Annotated in this window: 14 protein-coding genes and 1 tRNA gene; 2 read left to right on the top strand and 13 right to left on the bottom strand. The window is 59.9% G+C overall.

The features are described from left to right. Nucleotides 1-5: 5 nt before the first annotated feature. The 6 genes from P3T40_RS29175 to P3T40_RS29150 form a co-directional block, all read right to left on the bottom strand. The gene (locus tag P3T40_RS29175; protein ID WP_429271176.1) at nucleotides 6-1082 is read right to left on the bottom strand and encodes an ABC transporter ATP-binding protein; all 1077 of its coding nucleotides are present in this window, start codon (nucleotides 1080-1082) and stop codon (nucleotides 6-8) included. Next, the gene (locus P3T40_RS29170; protein WP_429271175.1) at nucleotides 1069-2028 is read right to left on the bottom strand and encodes a dihydrodipicolinate synthase family protein; all 960 of its coding nucleotides are present in this window, start codon (nucleotides 2026-2028) and stop codon (nucleotides 1069-1071) included. Before P3T40_RS29170 ends, P3T40_RS29175 begins: the two co-directional genes overlap by 14 nt. After that, on the bottom strand, nucleotides 2025-2843 hold the full coding sequence (locus tag P3T40_RS29165; RefSeq protein ID WP_429271174.1) for an SDR family NAD(P)-dependent oxidoreductase: 819 nt from the start codon (nucleotides 2841-2843) through the stop codon (nucleotides 2025-2027). The genes P3T40_RS29170 and P3T40_RS29165 overlap by 4 nt, the downstream gene beginning before the upstream one ends. After that, the gene (locus P3T40_RS29160; protein ID WP_429271173.1) at nucleotides 2840-3679 is read right to left on the bottom strand and encodes a carbohydrate ABC transporter permease; all 840 of its coding nucleotides are present in this window, start codon (nucleotides 3677-3679) and stop codon (nucleotides 2840-2842) included. The genes P3T40_RS29165 and P3T40_RS29160 overlap by 4 nt, the downstream gene beginning before the upstream one ends. Before the next feature lie 2 nt (nucleotides 3680-3681). After that, nucleotides 3682-4617 (bottom strand): carbohydrate ABC transporter permease, encoded by a 936-nt coding sequence (locus tag P3T40_RS29155; RefSeq protein ID WP_429271172.1) that lies wholly within the window; start codon nucleotides 4615-4617, stop codon nucleotides 3682-3684. Nucleotides 4618-4705: 88 nt separating this feature from the next. Next, nucleotides 4706-5971: an ABC transporter substrate-binding protein gene (locus P3T40_RS29150; RefSeq protein ID WP_429271171.1), complete on the bottom strand. Its 1266-nt coding sequence runs from the start codon at nucleotides 5969-5971 to the stop codon at nucleotides 4706-4708. 182 nt (nucleotides 5972-6153) lie between these two features. Here P3T40_RS29150 and P3T40_RS29145 point away from each other — a divergent pair, with 182 nt between their 5' ends. Together P3T40_RS29145 and P3T40_RS29140 are read left to right on the top strand one after the other, a co-directional pair. Then, entirely contained in the window at nucleotides 6154-7920 is a 1767-nt protein-coding gene (locus tag P3T40_RS29145) for an SMP-30/gluconolactonase/LRE family protein (protein WP_429271170.1), read from the top strand. A 294-nt stretch (nucleotides 7921-8214) separates the two neighbouring features. Continuing rightward, complete coding sequence (locus P3T40_RS29140) at nucleotides 8215-9210, top strand: porin (RefSeq protein ID WP_429271169.1); 996 nt, start codon at nucleotides 8215-8217, stop codon at nucleotides 9208-9210. A gap of 257 nt (nucleotides 9211-9467) precedes the next feature. Here P3T40_RS29140 and P3T40_RS29135 read toward each other — a convergent pair whose 3' ends face one another. The 7 genes from P3T40_RS29135 to pheS form a co-directional block, all read right to left on the bottom strand. Beyond that, entirely contained in the window at nucleotides 9468-9722 is a 255-nt protein-coding gene (locus tag P3T40_RS29135) for a DUF4148 domain-containing protein (RefSeq protein ID WP_429271168.1), read from the bottom strand. 240 nt (nucleotides 9723-9962) lie between these two features. Next, a complete protein-coding gene (locus P3T40_RS29130; protein ID WP_429271167.1) occupies nucleotides 9963-11561 on the bottom strand; it encodes an acyl CoA:acetate/3-ketoacid CoA transferase in 1599 nt (532 codons plus the stop codon). A gap of 739 nt (nucleotides 11562-12300) precedes the next feature. Continuing rightward, nucleotides 12301-12377 (bottom strand) — tRNA-Pro (locus P3T40_RS29125). A gap of 87 nt (nucleotides 12378-12464) precedes the next feature. Further along, a complete protein-coding gene (locus P3T40_RS29120) occupies nucleotides 12465-12872 on the bottom strand; it encodes a MerR family transcriptional regulator (protein WP_429271166.1) in 408 nt (135 codons plus the stop codon). Between the two features lie 46 nt (nucleotides 12873-12918). Beyond that, a complete protein-coding gene (locus P3T40_RS29115) occupies nucleotides 12919-13329 on the bottom strand; it encodes an integration host factor subunit alpha (RefSeq protein ID WP_074300147.1) in 411 nt (136 codons plus the stop codon). A 69-nt stretch (nucleotides 13330-13398) separates the two neighbouring features. Next, complete coding sequence (gene pheT / locus P3T40_RS29110; protein ID WP_429271165.1) at nucleotides 13399-15834, bottom strand: phenylalanine--tRNA ligase subunit beta; 2436 nt, start codon at nucleotides 15832-15834, stop codon at nucleotides 13399-13401. A gap of 254 nt (nucleotides 15835-16088) precedes the next feature. Further along, nucleotides 16089-17102 carry a phenylalanine--tRNA ligase subunit alpha gene (gene pheS / locus P3T40_RS29105; protein ID WP_429271164.1) on the bottom strand — a complete coding sequence of 338 codons (1014 nt, stop codon included), beginning with the start codon at nucleotides 17100-17102 and terminating at the stop codon, nucleotides 16089-16091. Between the last annotated feature and the right edge of the window lie 40 nt (nucleotides 17103-17142).

The raw sequence follows: 17142 nt of genomic DNA, 5'->3' as shown, positions 1-17142 counted from the left end.
ATTGATCAGGATGCGGAAATGCGCGAGCCATCGCCCGCGAAAAGATGCAGTGCTTCATCGGCGAATGCGAGCCCGATGAGATCACCTCTCGCGCATGTCGCTGCGCCGTCGACTTTCACCATAATCGATCCCATCACCGTCTTCACGTAGACGAACGTTTCGCTGCCGAGCCGTTCGGCGAGGTTGACTTCGCCGATCAGCGCTGCATCACGCTTATCGACAATACGCAGATGTTCAGGCCGCACACCCAGGGTCAGGGTCCGACTGGTCACCCGCTTCGTCACCGGAATGCACACGTGCCCGGCTGGCAGGTCGACTTTGACCGAGGTCGAATCCACGGGCGTTGCCGACACCTCAATGAAGTTCATTTTCGGCGAGCCGATAAACCCGGCGACAAACTGGTTTGCCGGACGATGGTACAGATCGAGCGGACGCCCCACCTGTTCGATTTTTCCGTCACGCAGCACGACGATCTTGTCCGCGAGGGTCATCGCTTCCACCTGGTCATGCGTCACGTAGACAAACGTGGTGCCAAGTTCTTCCTTGATGCGTGCAAGCTCGAGCCGCATTTCGACGCGCAACGCAGCGTCAAGATTGGAGAGCGGTTCGTCGAACAGAAAGAGCGAAGGCTCGCGCACGATCGCCCGGCCAATCGCCACGCGCTGACGTTGGCCGCCGGAGAGATCTTTTGGCCTTCTTGCCAACAGATGCTCGATTTGCAGAATGCGCGCACTTTCCTGAACCTTTTCTTCGATACGCCCCTTCGGCAGATTCGCCATCTTCAGGCCGAAGCCCATATTCTCCGCTACGCTCATGTGCGGATAGAGGGCATACGACTGAAACACCATTGCGATCCCGCGCCTCGCCGGCTGCAACGCCGTGACATCGTTACCGCCGATTGAAATCGTGCCGGACGTGCTTTCCTCGAGCCCCGCAATCAATCTGAGCAATGTGGATTTTCCACACCCCGACGGTCCGACGAACACGCAGAATTCGCCATCGGCAACATGCAGGTCGACGTCCTGAATGACGGATGCGTCGCCGAACGATTTACTGATCTGACGCAATTCAAGCTGTGCCATGTCGCTCGCCTCCGACGGTGGAAAGTACTTGTTGAGGAAGCAGGAGATCGTCGATGTCGCGCAGGAAATCGTCGACGTCAGAGGTATCGGCCGCGTCGAGCAAAGGACCCGATGCGCGCTGCAATCTGCATTTGATCAGTCCGCGCCGATGCAGAACGTACTTCGTCAGCGACCAGCGAAACACGGCCTGCACGTTCAGGATCGGCAGCATGCGTGTGAACAGCGCCCTGACCTGTTCGCTTTGCCCTGCCCTATGCGCCTTGAACAATGCAACGTGAATCTCTACCAGTTCGATCGCCGGCATCGTGCCACACGCGCCGCGCCGCAGTTCGTCCGTGATGTAGCGGCCGCCCGCGCCACCGAACACGCCCAGCATCGTTGTCGGGGCACTGTCCTTGAGAATCGAAAGCCGCTGCCCGCTCGGCAAGGTTTCTTCCTTGATGTACCGGATGGCCGGCACCGCATTGAGGATTTCGAGCAGGACGCGGGGGTCGAGTCCTGCACCGACCGGTGCCGGTACGTTCTGCAGCATGACAGGTGTATCCGGCACGGCCGCTGCTACGCGACTGAAAAACTCGATCTGTGCCTGCGCGGTCAACCGGTCCGGCGGGACCGCGATCATCAGTGCCGCCGCTCCGCCTAGGGACAACGCTTGCGCGAGCCGGATGGTCACCTCGGCATCTGTACTGGAAACGCCGGCAATCAACGGTACGCGCCCGTCGATTTCGTCGAGCACGATGTCAGTCAGCGTGAGCCGTTCGTCGACGCTCAGTTGTCCGAACTCACTGGCGACGCCCGGATAAGTGATACCGTCGACTCCAGCCTTGATCAGATAGCGCACCAGATTGCGCAGGCTGGCTACGTCAGGATTGCCGTTCTCCTCGAACGGGGTCGGCAACACCGGAAACACGCCGACAAGCGGTTTGTGGGCGTTCGTTATCGTCATTTCTTGTTCTCCGCGATGTGCAGGGCAGGAAGTCCCCACGAGGTACGAATATGGTTCGACAACAGCGCGCTGGCTGCGAGCGACGTCAAGCCGCCGTCGATTGGTAGATCCACGCCGGTGATGAAGGAAGACTCGTCGCTGGCGAGGAAGAGCGCCGCATTGGCCACGTCGGCGGGCTCGCCGATGCGACCCATCGGGTAGCTCTGCGCGACGGCCGCAAGATCCGTCGGCGTGAGTCCCTCAACCGTGCGCTCCGTCGCGATGAATGCCGGCGAGATCGAGTTGCAGCGCACGCGCTGCATGCCGAATTCGACGGCGATTTGCTTCGTCAGCGCCCGCACGCCGCCCTTTGCGGCCGTGTACGCGGCAAGACCCGGATTCGCGACGATCTGGTTGATCGACGCAACGTTGACAATCGATCCTCCGCCACGTGCGATCATTTCCGGCATCGCGGCACGGCAGAAACGAAACGTTGCGCCCAGTGCAGAATCGATCGTGCGGGCCCAGCCTTCGTCGGTCTCGTTCGTGAGGCTCGCAGCAGTGTACTGAACGGCGTTGTTGACGAGCACATCGAGGCCGCCGAAACGCGCTCCTGCGATGCGAATGGCTTCATCGACGGTGGATTGTTTATGCGCGTCGAGACACAACATTTCGATGCGCTCAAGCGGCAGGCCGGCGATTGCGCGCCCGGCGCTCGCATCCGACAGTTCAACGGCGATCACCCGAGCCCCCTCGCCAACGAACCGTTCGAGGATCGCGCGGCCGATACCTTGACCGGCGCCGGTGACGATCGCAACCTTGTTCTCAAGTCTCATGATTTGACCGCTCCAGCCGTAAGTCCCTTGATGAAGTAGCGCTGCAGGAAGGCGAACCCCAGTACGACGGGCAGCGAGATGACGATCGACTCGGCCATCGCTCCGCCCCAGTTCGCGCGGCCTTCGCCCAGATAGCTCAGCAGCAGGCCGGGCCCGACCGTGCGCAACTCCGGGGACGTAATAAGCGTGAGCGAAAAGAGCAGATCGTTCCAGGCCCACATGAACGAATACAGGCCGACGGTCACCATTGCGGGGATAGCGAGCGGCAACACGATTCGATGCAGGATGTAGGCCTCGCTCGCCCCATCGACGCGAGCCGCCTCGATTATTTCATTAGGAATATTGATGAAGTAGCTGTAGAGCATGTAGGTGCCGCTCGGCAATGCGAGGATGATATAAGCGACGATCAGTCCAACGCGCGTATTGAGCAGGTTGGCCCACTGCAACATCGGGTAGACGCTGATCAGCAGCATCGCAAACGGGAACATCTGCGCCGAGAGCATCAGGAACATCAGCGGCTTGCGGCCGAAATAGCGGAACTTGGCGAAGCTATACGCCGCATAGGTCGACAGCGCTACAGTGAGAAGCGCGCCGCCGCCCGCCGTGATCAGGCTGTTGCGAAGTTGCATCGCGGTCTCGCTGTGACTGAACAGCGCGCGATAGTTTTCCAGCGTCGGTACGTGCGGCAATATAGTCGGAATGCGCACGAACACTTCGCCCTCCGGCTTGATCGACGTCAGCAGCATCCAGACGATCGGCAAAAACAGAAAGCCACCAATCACGAGCAACAGCGTCATGAAACCGGTTCTTGCTCGCCAGTTATTGAGAAGCAACATGCTTAGTTCTCCCGCTTGAACAGAATGCGCAGATAGAAGATCGACGGGATCGCAATGGTCAGGAACCACAGCACGCCGATCGTGCATGCGCTGCCGACATCCCAGTTCTGAAACGCCTGCTTGTAGACTTCGATGGACAGCATCGTCGTGGCCTTGACCGGACCGCCCTGAGTGAGCGCATAGATCACGTCGAACGCCTGCAGGTTACTCATTGCGCCGAGTATGGTCACGATGATGATCGTCGGAGCTAGATGGGGTAACACGACGTAGCGGAAAACGCCGATGTTTTCGCAACCGTCGACTCGCGCCGCGTCCATCTGATCCTGCGACACGCCCTGCAGACCTGCCAGGAAGAACGCCATGAAAAGCGGCACCGAAACCCAGACGCGTGTAAGGACCACGGCCGCCATAGCCGAGTGCGCTTCGGCCAGCCAGGGTACAGGTTCGGTAATCACGCCCAACTGCAGCAGAATCGCGTTGAGGATGCCGTACTGACCATTGAAGATCCACGCGGCAAGAAACGCGGTAACGGTCGATGGAAGAACCCAGGGCAATAGCGAAAGCGCGCGCAGAAATGCCTTGCCCCTAAACGACTGATTGAGCACCACCGCCCACGCGAGACCGAGCACGAGCGTGATGCTGGTGGTCAGCACCACGAACGTCAGTGTGTTTAACCAGATCGACAGCGTGTCGGGATTGCTCAGCAGCTTCCTGAAGTTACTCAGACCGACAAAGCGGGGCGTATCCATTTCTATCGTGTAGCGATAGAAGGAGAGTTTGAGCGATTGAAGAAACGGAATCAGGATAACGGCGACGAATGCAATCAGCGAAGGCAGCGCGAAAGCAAATCCAATTCTTCTTTCGTGCGACTTCAGTGATCCACGCTGCTTTGCTGCCCGTAGATCGGACTGCGTCAAGGGTAGGCTAGCCTTGTTCATAGGGACCGGGTTCGTGTAAAGGATTAACGCGCGGGCACGAGTTCATTCGCGGCGACGCCTGACGGGCTGGTCATGCGTCGCCACTCGCTTAGATGGCGGCACTCAGCCGCTTACTCATGGTGTCGATTGCTTCCGCAGCCGTCTTTTGCCCCAGCACGGCGGCTTGCACCTGCTCGCCGACGATCACCGTCAGGTCCGCGACATTCGGGTAGAGCGCAAGTTCGTCACGTGTGGCGCTTTTTGCGCTCCTGGTCCAATTCGCAACATACGGGTCGCCGGATAGTTTGGCGATTGCGCTTCGGGTGACGGGGAACAGACCAATCTGCCGGAAATACTCGAGTTGCGGCTCGTCAGTCATGCTGAGATACGAAACGAAGCGGGCAGGCGCCGACTTCACATCGAAACTTTGCTTGTCTTGCGCGAAACTGCCGAGCAGATGCCCCCACGCAAACGAGCGCGGAACATCGCCTTTCTTTACAACCGGTGTCGCGACAGATTCAACGTTCACGTCGAAGGCGGTGCCTTTACCAGAATTGTCGCGGGCGAAACCGCGCGCAAGCGGTGCATCCTGATAGAACGCGCAGCGGTTCTGCGCGAACAGGCGGCGGGCGTCGTAGCGGTCCGTGTCTTTTGCGGCCAAACGGTCTTTCACGAGGTCGCTCATAAACCCGAGCGCGCGCACGCCAGCGGGGCTGTTGACCACGACCTGTCCCTGCTCGTTGAAAATGTGACCGCCGAAGGTCCACAGCCACGTCTGGAAGTCCGCCGACATTGACGCATTGTCTTTGGTAGACATGCCGTACGGCACGGCTTCCGGGAATTTCGCCTTGACCGCCTTGAGCGATTCGATGAATGCGTCAATCGTGACGGGCGCCTCGCGAACCCCGGCTTCCTTCAGGACGGCCGCGTTGGCGACCATGCCGATCGAGCCCGCAGTCCACGGCATGCTCAGTTGCTTGCCCTTGAATTGGCCAAGCCGCAGGATTGCCGGATCGATGACCTTTTCGAGCGCCGCCTTGCCGTAGATGTCGTTGAAGTCGATCATCTTGCCGGTCGCGCCGAATTGCGGCAGCCATTGCAGGGCGAGTTGGGCCGCGTCGACTGGCTGGTGGGCACGCAGTCGCAGAAAAAGATTCTGCTGCATCTGCGCGTATGGGAACCCCACGACGTTGACCGCCGCACCAGGGTCGCCTTGCTGAAACTGTTGGAAAATCATGCCCAATGTGGCCTTGCTGGCTGCTTCGTCCTGGGACCACCCCACATACGTGAAATCGCTCGTGGCAGCTTTGAGCAGCGCCGGCGCGAAAATGGATGAGGCGGCCACGGCGGAAATGAATTTGCGTCGTGTGAGCATACTTGTCTCCTTGTTTCTATAATTGGAACTCGTGATGCCATCCTAGCACGGTTTTTTTTAAAGTTCCATCTAATAGAACAACGAAGCGATCGTACTATTTTTGGGCGTACAATGCCCTCAAGAGACGTTCTACAGGGACACTGGCCCGCCATCTCCGCCAAGGGGCGAAAGACTTGACCAAATTGAAACGAAAAATAGTAGAAACCACCTCCACGAATCCGCTGAGCCCGGAACTGGAGAGTGAGGGGACGGCGACGCTCGCCCTCGCTGAAGACAAAGGCCCAGCCGGCGTCGGCGTGCTCGAAAAGGCGATGTATCTATTGAATATAGTCTCGCAGGCGCCTGCGCCGATGACTTTCACACAGCTGCTCAGGGCTTGCGGGCTGCCCAAGGGCACGCTGCACCGGATTCTGACGACGCTCCAGCGCGAAGGCCTGCTGCGCCACGATGCGTACAGCAAGACGTTCCGCCTCGGGCTGCGCTTTCTCGAACTCGCGCACGAGGTGTGGAGCGACTTCGACCTGCGGGTCGGCGCGCAAGACGAACTCGTTCTGCTGCGCGATCTCGTAGGCGAATCGGTCCATCTGGCGATTCTGGACGGCAACAGTGCGGTGGTCATCGCCAGCGAAGATGCGCGCCAGGTCGGGCGAATTTCGCTCGGCGTCGGCATGCGCCTGCCGCTACATGCAAGCGCGGTCGGCAAGGCCATCGCGGCCTATCTCGACCCGCTCCAGCAGCAGGACCTGCTGAACACCATCACGCTGCAGCCGCTCGGTCCGCGCACGATCACGTCCATCGACGCGCTCAGAAGCGAACTCGACCTGACACGCTCGCGCGGCTATGCACTCGCCAATCAGGAAAGCTCGGGCGACACGGTCGCGCTGGCGGCCCCGGTGTTCGACTTCGAGGGCCGGCCGATCGGCGCGGTGGCCATCTCCGGCAATGCCAGCCGGCTCGACGCGGCGCGCGCGCACAACCTGTCGGCTGCGGTGATGGGCGCTGCGCGCAAGATCTCGCACAACTCGGGCGGTCAATCGATGTCGCTAGCCGCCAAGAGCCAGCCTCCCGCGCTGGCTAACGCAGACGTCCACTGTGTCAGCCAGGTGCCGTCGCTGCTGGGCGAGGCGCCGATGTGGTCGACCCGCGACGGCGCGCTCTACTGGGTCGACATCCTCACGCCGACCATCCACCGTTTCGATGCCGCGAGCCGTTCCAGCACGGAAACCAAACTCGGCTCGATGCTGAGTCTCGTGGTCCCGAAAGCAACTGGCGGCTTGCTCATCGCGACACCAGGCGGCCTCATGACCGTCGACGAAGTCGGCAATCTGACGCGCTTCTCCCATCCGGAGTTCGACCGGCCGGGCAATCGCTACAACGACGGTAAATGCGACCGCATGGGCCGGCTGTGGGTTGGCACGATGGACATGGGCGCGGCGGCTAACCGCGGCAATCTGTTCCGGGTCGACGCAGACGGGTCCTGGAAGAAGATGGATACGGGTTTCACGGTAGCGAACGGGCTGGGCTGGAGCCCGGACAATACGCGGATGTATTTCACGGATTCACACCGCAAGACCATCTACCAGTATGACTTCGACCTGATCAACGGCGCGATCGCCAATCGCCGGTCGCTGATCACGCTCGACTCGTCGGCGGGCTCGCCCGACGGGCTGACCGTCGATGCGGACGGCTGCCTGTGGGTCGCCATGTGGGACGACTGGTGCGTCGTGCGCTTCGATCCCGAAGGCCGGGAAATGACGCGCATCCGCATGCCCGTGCCACGCCCCACCAGTTGCTGCTTCGGCGGCCAGAATCTGGACGTGCTCTATGTCACCAGTGCGCGCGTCCGGCTGACCGAAGACATGCTCAACGGCGCCCCGCTGTCCGGATCGCTCTTCGCGGTCAGTATTCCCGGCGTGCGCGGTCTCCCCGAGACGACCTTCGCCGGATAAGCCTCTTCCGCGGACTCACGCGTGACATCGCCGGCACCGCGCCCGGCGGTGTCGTCAAAACCTTCCCAGCGCCCTCCTCCTTCACGCCGCCGCCGCTTGCGCCTTCGCGCCTAAGCCTCGGCACGCCTCGCCTTTTCCCCGCGGTTAGCCATGTGCCGGCCTTGACGCGTCGTTACAACGCGACCCCCTAGGGCTATCCCGAAGATTCTTTAAAACGACTTGCATCAGTTCCATTGAATGCTAAACTCGCCTCATCAGTTCCAATAGACGGAACTAAACGAGGAGACTGACAATATGAAAAGAAAGTTGTTCGTAGCTGCCTTGACCGCCTTGGGTGCGAACGCCGCGATGGCGCAGTCGTCGGTGACGCTGTATGGACTGGTCGACCTCGAGGTCGGCAAGTACGACGGCAGCAATGCTATTCGGATGAATACCGGGGCAACCAGCTTCTGGGGTCTCAAAGGGAGCGAGGATCTGGGAGGCGGGTACAAGGCGGTCTTCCAGTTGGAACAGCAGTTCAATCCGAACAACGGCACGTTCTATAACTCGAGTTCGTTCTTCAGTGGTCGCTCGACCGTCGGGCTCGAGGGATGGTTCGGTCACCTCGTGGTAGGCCGGGACGTCAATGCGAGCCACTACGCCGAAGTATCGGCCGACCCATTTGGTCAGAACGGTCTGGTGGCCGGATATGCCGCGCGCGGCGGCATTTCGGAGGCAAACGGCGGCCCAGGGCAAATCGACACCGTGCGCACGAACAATTCGGCAAATTATGCGTACACGCTGGGTCCCGTGACTGTTCGCGCGCAGGTCGCCTCACACGACTCGGCGGTTCAGGGCGACAACGTTCCCTATTCCGCGTCGATCGTTTATCAGGATCCGAATCTCAAGCTCGCCGCCTCGTACATCCGTCCGCAGCCGGAAAACGCTCGCTGGGCCTATACGGCTGGTCAGTACGACTTCGGTTTTGCGCGGCTATATGCCGGCTATGGCTTTGGCCAGAACACTTTTAGTCAGTCGATGCACAACCAGATGGTCGGCCTCAACATCCCCATTGGCCCAACGCAGGCGGTCATGACGACCTTCAGTCACACGACATCCAACGGACAAACGATTCAATGCCGTAGCGCATTGGGCTATTTCTACTTCCTGTCCAAAGCGACGAGCGTCTATGCGGATGTTGTCTACGACTCCAAGTCAGGCAGATTCGCGTACGGGACCACAGGATGGCAGGCGACGGGCTCGTCGACTAACGGCACAGGCTATACGGTCGGTCTGCGACACCTGTTCTGATCTGCAACACACCGGCGCAATGTCGGTCACGTACACAACATGAGGTCGACAAAAAAGGAGGTGAGCTGACGAGTGATGCGAGGAGAGAGGTCATCAGGCGAGCTTTGGGTCCGGGCGTTTTCACCCTGCGAATGCCTGGACGGAGAGCTTCGTTTGCTGCCCGTTTTGCCGGCCCGGGGCAGCGGGCCGGTCTTTTTCGCCGATGTGGCGAGATCTGAACTACGTACTGCCTGGGACTTTACGTACTGATGTAACAGCTACTGCGATGACCCGTTCGCTGTCGGCGTCGGGATGTTTTTGGCTTGCTTTGCTGCGATACGTGCTTCTGCTGCCTGAAGATTGCCAGGGTACTCAACATAATCGACGAGTGCGGGATGGAAGCCCGCATTCTCGACCTCGATGAGCTCGGCAATGACTTGCGCACGGGTCAAGGGCTCGCTTGACTGTGCGAAGGAAACAGCTGGAACAGCTGATACAGAGAGTGTCGCTACGGCATAGAAAAGGAGTTTCACGATGACTTTCCTCCGAAGATAGGAGACGTCGCCCCCGGCCACACCGGCGAAGCGCCGACGGCCGGTGAATGGATTGTAGTCCGGGCGACTTTATCTTGCCGGGTACGTCACTTGTGGCCGACTTCATTTCACCGTGGTGGCAGTGGGCATCCCCCTCACTCCAGCATAAAAGACGATGAGTTCGACGGGAGAATTGTCGGTGTATCCACGGTGAACCGCGGTTGCCCGGCAGGATAGCCTTTAAATATATTGGTCGCAGCACAGATGTTCGGTCTGCTGACGGTCCTGCAGCGTGGTGGCGAGGCCCATGGGCTTGGATTGATAGATGCGCGGGTCCATCAGCGCCACGTCGCCGATAATCGGGCGAAACGCCATATGAGAGAGCACGTCTCGTTCGATGTCGATGCCTGGCGCCACTTCAATCAGCTGCAGCCCCTCGGGCCGCAGCCTGAAGACGCAGCGCTCGGTCACGTACAGCACTGACTGGCCCTTGGCCGCGGCAAGCGGTCCGTTGAATGTGATCTGCTCAACCGCTGCGACGAATTTGCTCGTTCGCCCTTCGGCTACGATTCGCAGTTGACCACCTTCGGCACAAGTAGCGTCTCCATCGGCGGTGAACGTACCGGCGAACACAAGCTGGCGCGCATTCTGGCTGATGTTGATAAACCCTCCGGCGCCGGCAAGATGAGAACCGAACCGGCTGACATTGACGTTGCCGGCGCGGTCGATCTGAGCCATGCCGAGGCACGCGAGGTCCAGCCCACCGCCATCATAGAAATCGATCTGCTGATTCTGGTGCAGTAGCGCCTGCGTATTGATGCCTGCGCCGAAATCGAGGCCGCCCTGGAGCATGCCACCGACCACGCCGGATTCCGCCGTCAAAGTCAGATCATCAAGTATGCGCTCTTCCGCAGCGACTGCTGCCACTGCCTCGGGCATGCCGATTCCCAGATTGATCGCGCCGCCTAAGGGCAACTCAAACGCACAGCGCCGCGCTATCAGCTTTCGCTCGTTGAGTTCGAGTGCCGGGATCTTGTCGACAGCGACGCGGATCTCGCCTGAATAGGCTGGGTTGTAATCGGTGGCATACGTCTGCCGATGAGTCGCCGGAGGCGCTACCACCACGCAATCGACCAGGGTGCCGGGGACGACCACGCGCCGTGCATCGAGCGAGCCGCTCGACGCGATTCTCTCCACCTGCGCAATGACGAGACCGTTGGAATTTCGCGCTGCCATGGCAACAGCCTGGGCGTCGAGCAGCAGAGCCTCGCGCTCCATCGTGATGTTGCCTTCGGGATCGGCAGTGGTACCGCGAATCAGGGCGACGTCGATTTTGAGGGCCTTGTAGAAAAGCCATTCTTCGCCCTCGATCTCCATGACGTGTACGAGTTCTTCCGTCGTCCGTGCGTTAATTTTCCCGCCATCTTGCCGCGGGTCGACGAAGGTGCCAAGGCCCACCTTGGTGAGGGTGCCTGCCTTGTGAGCCGCCGAGTCGCGATAGAGATGAGAAATTGTGCCCAGTGGGAGGTTGTAGGCCTGGATCCGATTGTCCGTCGCCAACTTCGCGAGCTTGGGCACGAGCGACCAATGGCCTCCAATTACGCGGCGCACCAATCCCTCATAGGCAAGCCGGTTCAGTCCGCGCTCCTTGCCATCGCCGCACGCGGCCGCAAAAACGAGCGTCAGGTCACGTGGACCTTCCGTGGTGACGAAACGCCGTTCCAGCGCAGCGATCAATTCCTCGGGCGTACCCGTTCCAACAAAGCCGGAGCAACTCACCACGTCCCCATTGCGAATCAACGCAATGGCTTCCTCGGCAGTTTTGATTTTGTCTTTCATCATGGCTGCGCCCTCACGCTCGCCGCCGTTGATTTGATCCTGATTGATCCCCAATGATGTCTGACTCGTACAGACGATCCTGGATGCTAGAGATTCGATCACTGCCCACTATGACGGGTATCGGGCGGTACCGGCCACCTGTATTCGCGGCCGCGCGTATGACGCGCTCGCGCATTAGTGTGAATATCTCAAAAGCAAAGATAGATACCGCAATGCTCGCGACCAGTGCCATTATCACCAGTGCAAGCGCAAGTGCCGTGAAATTGCCGACCATTTTCATTCTCCTCGGTATTACTCAACAGATGTGGGCAATTTGCGCCGGAAGAATTAGGTGGGAATTACGTCGCCTGCGTGAGCTGCTTGCGTGCGCTTCATGGCAGTCCGCGAATGGCTCATTAAATACTCGTTCACTCTGCACGAAGGTACGCCCCAAGAGCGCAGACAGAAGACTCAAACGGCGAGGCGATCGCCCGACATCAACGATATGATTAGTTATGCGAAGCTTCCCACACCAGCATTTGGCCAGAAGTATGTGATTCGGGACAGGCGTAGCAACCCTAAAACGGATCAGGCATGCCGTGATGTTTGGGAAGGGGCAATGGCGCGGGATGGCCTCGCTGCACCTTCCGCAGGGTGACGCGGCCTGAATATTAGAAATTTCTAATATTCCTTCTGCTTTGCCCAAATTTCAGGCACCAAAGAAAAACCCGCACAGCCTTGCGGCGTGCGGGTTGGATCTTGGTCGGGGCGAGAGGATTTGAACCTCCGACCACCTGCACCCCATGCAGGTACGCTACCAGGCTGCGCTACGCCCCGAACAGCTAAAAATTATAACAGACACTTCAATCGATTAGAACCGCGATTGACCAACAAAACTGCGAAATTAGAAAACTACGGAGGTCGCTAGCGGCTCAACAGATCGATCACATGCAGCAGTTCTTTGCGCAATTGATCGACATCGACAGCAGTCGTGCTTGCGGACGACGCCTCGACCACCTCGCCCTCTTCCACCCCATCATCAGGCGGCCCACTGTGCACTGCACCATGCGAATCGAGCCTGTTACGTGCACCGTTGATCGTGAAGCCCTGCTCGTACAGCAGTTCGCGAATCCGTCTGATCAACAGTACTTCATGATGCTGGTAGTAGCGGCGATTGCCCCGCCGCTTCACCGGCCTCAACTGCGTGAACTCCTGCTCCCAATACCGCAACACATGCGGCTTCACACCGCACAGTTCGCTCACCTCACCTATGGTGAAGTAGCGCTTCGCCGGAATCGGAGGCAAGACGACTTTTTCGATCGTCGCTGTCATCGTCAGTTAGCCGTCGTGGTGGGTTGCGCAGGAACGCGCCAGTCGATTAGCGCGCGAAGCTTGCCTCAGCGCCGGTCTCGACCAGCGCTTTCAGCTTTTGACTTGCATGGAACGTCACAACGCGGCGAGCAGCAATCGGAATAGCCTCGCCGGTCTTAGGATTCCGGCCGGGACGCTGGGGCTTGTCGCGCAACTGAAAGTTGCCAAAGCCCGACAGCTTCACGCTATCCCCGCTCTCCAGCGCATCACGAATCACCTCGAAGAACGCCTCCACCATGTCCTTCGCTTCCCGCTTGTTGAGCCCGACATTGTCGAACAGCAACTCAGCGAGCTCGGCCTTGGTGAGCGTGGGCGTTTCCGCCGAAGCGTTTGCGGGTGATGTCGGAATATCTCGAATCATGGCGCTACGCTGCGCCGTAAGAAGGGCTTCGAAATCACTCGAGTTCATTTCATTCATATCTATCAAATGGCGCGCCAACCAGGAACCGGAGAATGCGAAAACTACCGCTTAAAGAGTATTCGCGGATTATCCGCGCAACCGTGCGCCATATACTCGAGCCAGACGATCCACCAGGGTTTGAATGGCCAGATCGACCGTTTCATCCTGAAGGGTCCCGCCAGTATCTTGCAAGGTCACACGGAACGCAAGGCTTTTCTCGTGAGCTGCCAACCCACCGGAAGTGTTTGATTTTGGACGGAATTCGTCGAAAAGCGCAACCCTTCTGACAGTCTTGCAGGCGTCCTCGGAAAGCGCCTTTTGCATCTCGTCCAGCAGTGCCTGGACCTCGATTTTCTGATCGACGACCACCGCGATATCGCGACGCACCGGTGGAAACTTCGAAACTTCCGACGGTACCGGTAATGCACGCTGAATTAATGCATCTGCCTCGATTTCAAACAGAATAGGCGCATGCGGCAGATCATATTTCTGCATCCAGCGCGGATGCAATTCGCCAATCCAACCCACTGCGCGGCCATTCAGTTCAATGCGCGCGCTGCGTCCCGGATGCAATGCCGGATGCTCGGCTTTCACAAAGCGCGCCACTGCCGGCGAGAGCAACGCTTCCAGATCGCCCTTGACGTCGAAGTAGTCGACGGCGCGCGTCGCCGCGCCCCATTGTTCTTCCTGCGTCGGGCCGTACGCGAGCGCGCCGAACATCTTCGGCTGCGCGAAGCCTTCGACCTGCAGTTCGCCGGCCTTGATCGCGGGATCGCGCAGGAACACGCGACCTACTTCGAAGACGCGCACGCGATCCGCCACGCGACGGTTCAGGTTCGTGCGCAATACTTCGATCAGGCTGCCGAACAGCGTCGTGCGCATCACCGAAAGCTGGCTTGCGATCGGGTTCAGCAGGCGAACCGGCTTGTCGTTGCCCGCGAAATCCTGCTCCCATTGCGCATCGACGAAGCTGAAATTCACCGTCTCCGCGTAGTCGCGCGCGGCGAGCGCGTGACGGATATCGTGGAGGGTGCGCTGCGTTTCGTTGGTCGCACGCATTTCGCTCGTCGCCACGGGCGGACGCGCCGGAATCTTTTCGAAGCCGTAGATACGTGCGACTTCTTCGATCAGGTCTTCTTCGATTTCAATGTCGAAGCGATACGACGGCGGCGTTACGGAGAACACGTCGCCATCCTGTGTGAACGTGAGACCGAGGCGCGCGAAGATCTGCGCGATCTCGTCTGCACCGATCTTGATGCCAATGATTCGGTTGGCACGTGCGACGCGCATTTTCACCGGTACCCGTTGCGGTATGTTGACGATCTGGTCATCCACCGGACCGGCTTCGCCACCGCAGATATCGAGGATCAATTGCGTGATGCGTTCGATATGCTCGACGGTGGTCGCATAGTCGACACCGCGCTCGAAGCGATGCCCTGCATCTGTCGAAAAGTTGTATTTGCGCGAGCGGCCGCGAATGCTATCCGGCCACCAGAAGGCGGCTTCCAGATAGATGTTGGTCGTGTCGAGCGTCACGGCCGTGCTGTCGCCGCCCATGATGCCCGCGAGACTTTCGATGTGCTGATCATCCGCAATGACGCCAACCGTTTCGTCGAGTTCGACGGTGTTGCCGTTCAGCAGCTTGAGCGTTTCACCCTTGCGACCCCAGCGCACATCCATGCTGCCGTGGATCTTGTCCAGATCGAACACGTGCGACGGACGGCCCAGTTCGAGCATCACATAGTTCGAGATGTCGACCAGCGCGGAGATGCTGCGCTGCCCCGACCGCGCCAGACGCTCGACCATCCATTGCGGCGACTTCGCACGCGCATTCACGCCGCGAATCACACGGCCCGAGAAACGGCCGCACAGGTCAGGCGCCGAGATCTTGACCGGCAAGGTCTCGTTCAGAGTAACAGCGGCCGGCTTGATGTCGAGCGCATGCAGCGGCGCGCCCGTGATGGCCGACGTTTCGCGTGCCACGCCGAATACCGACAGGCAGTCGGCCTTGTTCGGCGTCAGCTTGATTTCGAAGACGGTGTCGTCGAGGTTGAGCGTCTCGCGGATGTCCTGGCCAATCGGCGTATCTTCCGGCAGGATCATCAGACCGCTATGATCTTCCGAGAGCTTCAGTTCGCGCGCCGAGCACAGCATGCCCTGGCTTTCCACGCCGCGCAGCTTCGAGAGCTTGATCGCGAACGGGGCGCCGCCCTCTTCGGCCGGGGGCAGTTCTGCGCCCACCAGCGCGACCGGCACCTTGATGCCTGGCGCGACGTTCGGCGCACCGCAGACGATGTTGAGCGTCGCACCCGTGCCGGCGTCGACCTGACACACGTTGAGCTTGTCCGCGTCCGGGTGCTTGACGACCTCGAGAACCTGGCCGACAACGATCTTCTTGGTCGGCGGCGCAGCAGGCCGCAGGCCCTCGACTTCGAGTCCCGCCATCGTCAGCGCGTGCGACAGCTCGTCCGTCGTCATCTGCGGGTCGACAAAGCTTCTTAGCCAGGATTCCGGGAATTGCATGGTTCTGTGTACGTTCTGATCAGGTTAGTCCACGTCCGGCTGGTGCCTTCTTTGGTTACCGCTCTTTGGTAACCAGGCGCCCTGCCGGTGGCACTGCTTGCGGCGCGCACTTGCCTGTGTCTCTGTATCTGGCAGCGTGCGCGGCCGCCCTCGTTGCGCGTTGTTACGTGCTGCTGCAACCGGTCTCGCCAGATTACTCGCGGGCGGCCTATCGAGCCCGCCGTAGCATTCTGGCCGTCGTCCGGCTCGAAGCGTTAAGCGAATTGCCGCAGGAAGCGCAGGTCGTTGTCGAAGAACAGACGCAGGTCCTGCACACCGTAGCGCAACATCGTCAGCCGCTCGAGGCCGCTGCCGAAGGCGAAACCGATGTAACGCTCCGGGTCGAGGCCCATGTTGCGGATCACCGTGGGGTGAACCTGGCCGGAACCCGAGATTTCGAGCCACTTGCCGGCGTTCTTGCCCGTTTCGAACAGCATGTCGATTTCAGCCGACGGTTCGGTGAACGGAAAGTACGACGGACGGAAGCGCACGAGGATGTCATCGCGCTCGAAGAATTTTTTGAGGAAGTCGGTGTAGACGCCCTTCAGGTCGGCGAAGCTGATGTTCTCGTCGATCCACAGGCCTTCGACCTGATTGAACATCGGCGAGTGCGTCGCGTCGCTGTCCACACGGTACGTGCGGCCCGGCACGATCACCTTGATCGGCGGCGTGTTGGTGCGCGCGTAGCGCACCTGCATCGGGCTCGTATGCGTGCGCAGCAGCAACTGGCGGCCGTCGGCATCCTTGCCGTCAACGTAGAAGGTGTCCTGCATCGAACGGGCCGGATGGTTTTCCGGGCTGTTCAGCGCGGTGAAGTTGTACCAGTCGGTTTCGATTTCGGGGCCGTCGGCCACGTCGAATCCGATCGTACGGAAAATCTGTTCGACGCGTTCCCACGTGCGCATGACCGGATGCAGGCTGCCTGCTCCGAGGCCGCGGCCGGGCAACGTGACGTCAATGGCCTCAGCGGCGAGGCGCTGGTTCAAGAGCGCGTCGGCAAGCGCCTGACGGCGGGCCGTCAACGCGGCTTCCACCTGCTGCTTGACGACGTTGATCCGCGCGCCTTCGGTCTTGCGCATCTCAGGATCGAGTTTGCCAAGGCCCTTCAACAGTTCGGTCAGCGCACCCGATTTGCCGAGAAAGCGGGCTTTCTCGTTCTCGAGGGTGGTGACGTCGTTGGCTTCCCCGAAGGCTTTTTGCGCGTCAGCGACAATCTGGTCCAGATCCATTGATCCCATCATTTCAACGTCAGTGTTCAATCGATGCAAA

The sequence above is a fragment of the Paraburkholderia sp. EB58 genome (assembly GCF_050436665.1).
In the GTDB taxonomy this organism is placed as follows: domain Bacteria; phylum Pseudomonadota; class Gammaproteobacteria; order Burkholderiales; family Burkholderiaceae; genus Paraburkholderia.
Note: the sequence above shows the minus strand (reverse complement) of the source record. Positions and strands in the feature narration are given on the sequence as shown.

Bases quoted from the DNA above. Each gene is read 5' to 3' on its own strand.
- P3T40_RS29175 (WP_429271176.1), bottom strand. From the start codon at position 1,082: ATGGCACAGCTTGAATTGCGTCAGATCAGTAAATCGTTCGGCGACGCA.
- P3T40_RS29170 (WP_429271175.1), bottom strand. From the start codon at position 2,028: ATGACGATAACGAACGCCCACAAACCGCTTGTCGGCGTGTTTCCGGTG.
- P3T40_RS29165 (WP_429271174.1), bottom strand. From the start codon at position 2,843: ATGAGACTTGAGAACAAGGTTGCGATCGTCACCGGCGCCGGTCAAGGT.
- P3T40_RS29160 (WP_429271173.1), bottom strand. From the start codon at position 3,679: ATGTTGCTTCTCAATAACTGGCGAGCAAGAACCGGTTTCATGACGCTG.
- P3T40_RS29155 (WP_429271172.1), bottom strand. From the start codon at position 4,617: ATGAACAAGGCTAGCCTACCCTTGACGCAGTCCGATCTACGGGCAGCA.
- P3T40_RS29150 (WP_429271171.1), bottom strand. From the start codon at position 5,971: ATGCTCACACGACGCAAATTCATTTCCGCCGTGGCCGCCTCATCCATT.
- P3T40_RS29140 (WP_429271169.1), top strand. From the start codon at position 8,215: ATGAAAAGAAAGTTGTTCGTAGCTGCCTTGACCGCCTTGGGTGCGAAC.
- P3T40_RS29130 (WP_429271167.1), bottom strand. From the start codon at position 11,561: ATGAAAGACAAAATCAAAACTGCCGAGGAAGCCATTGCGTTGATTCGC.
- P3T40_RS29120 (WP_429271166.1), bottom strand. From the start codon at position 12,872: ATGACAGCGACGATCGAAAAAGTCGTCTTGCCTCCGATTCCGGCGAAG.
- P3T40_RS29115 (WP_074300147.1), bottom strand. From the start codon at position 13,329: ATGAATGAAATGAACTCGAGTGATTTCGAAGCCCTTCTTACGGCGCAG.
- pheT (WP_429271165.1), bottom strand. From the start codon at position 15,834: ATGCAATTCCCGGAATCCTGGCTAAGAAGCTTTGTCGACCCGCAGATG.
- pheS (WP_429271164.1), bottom strand. From the start codon at position 17,102: ATGGATCTGGACCAGATTGTCGCTGACGCGCAAAAAGCCTTCGGGGAA.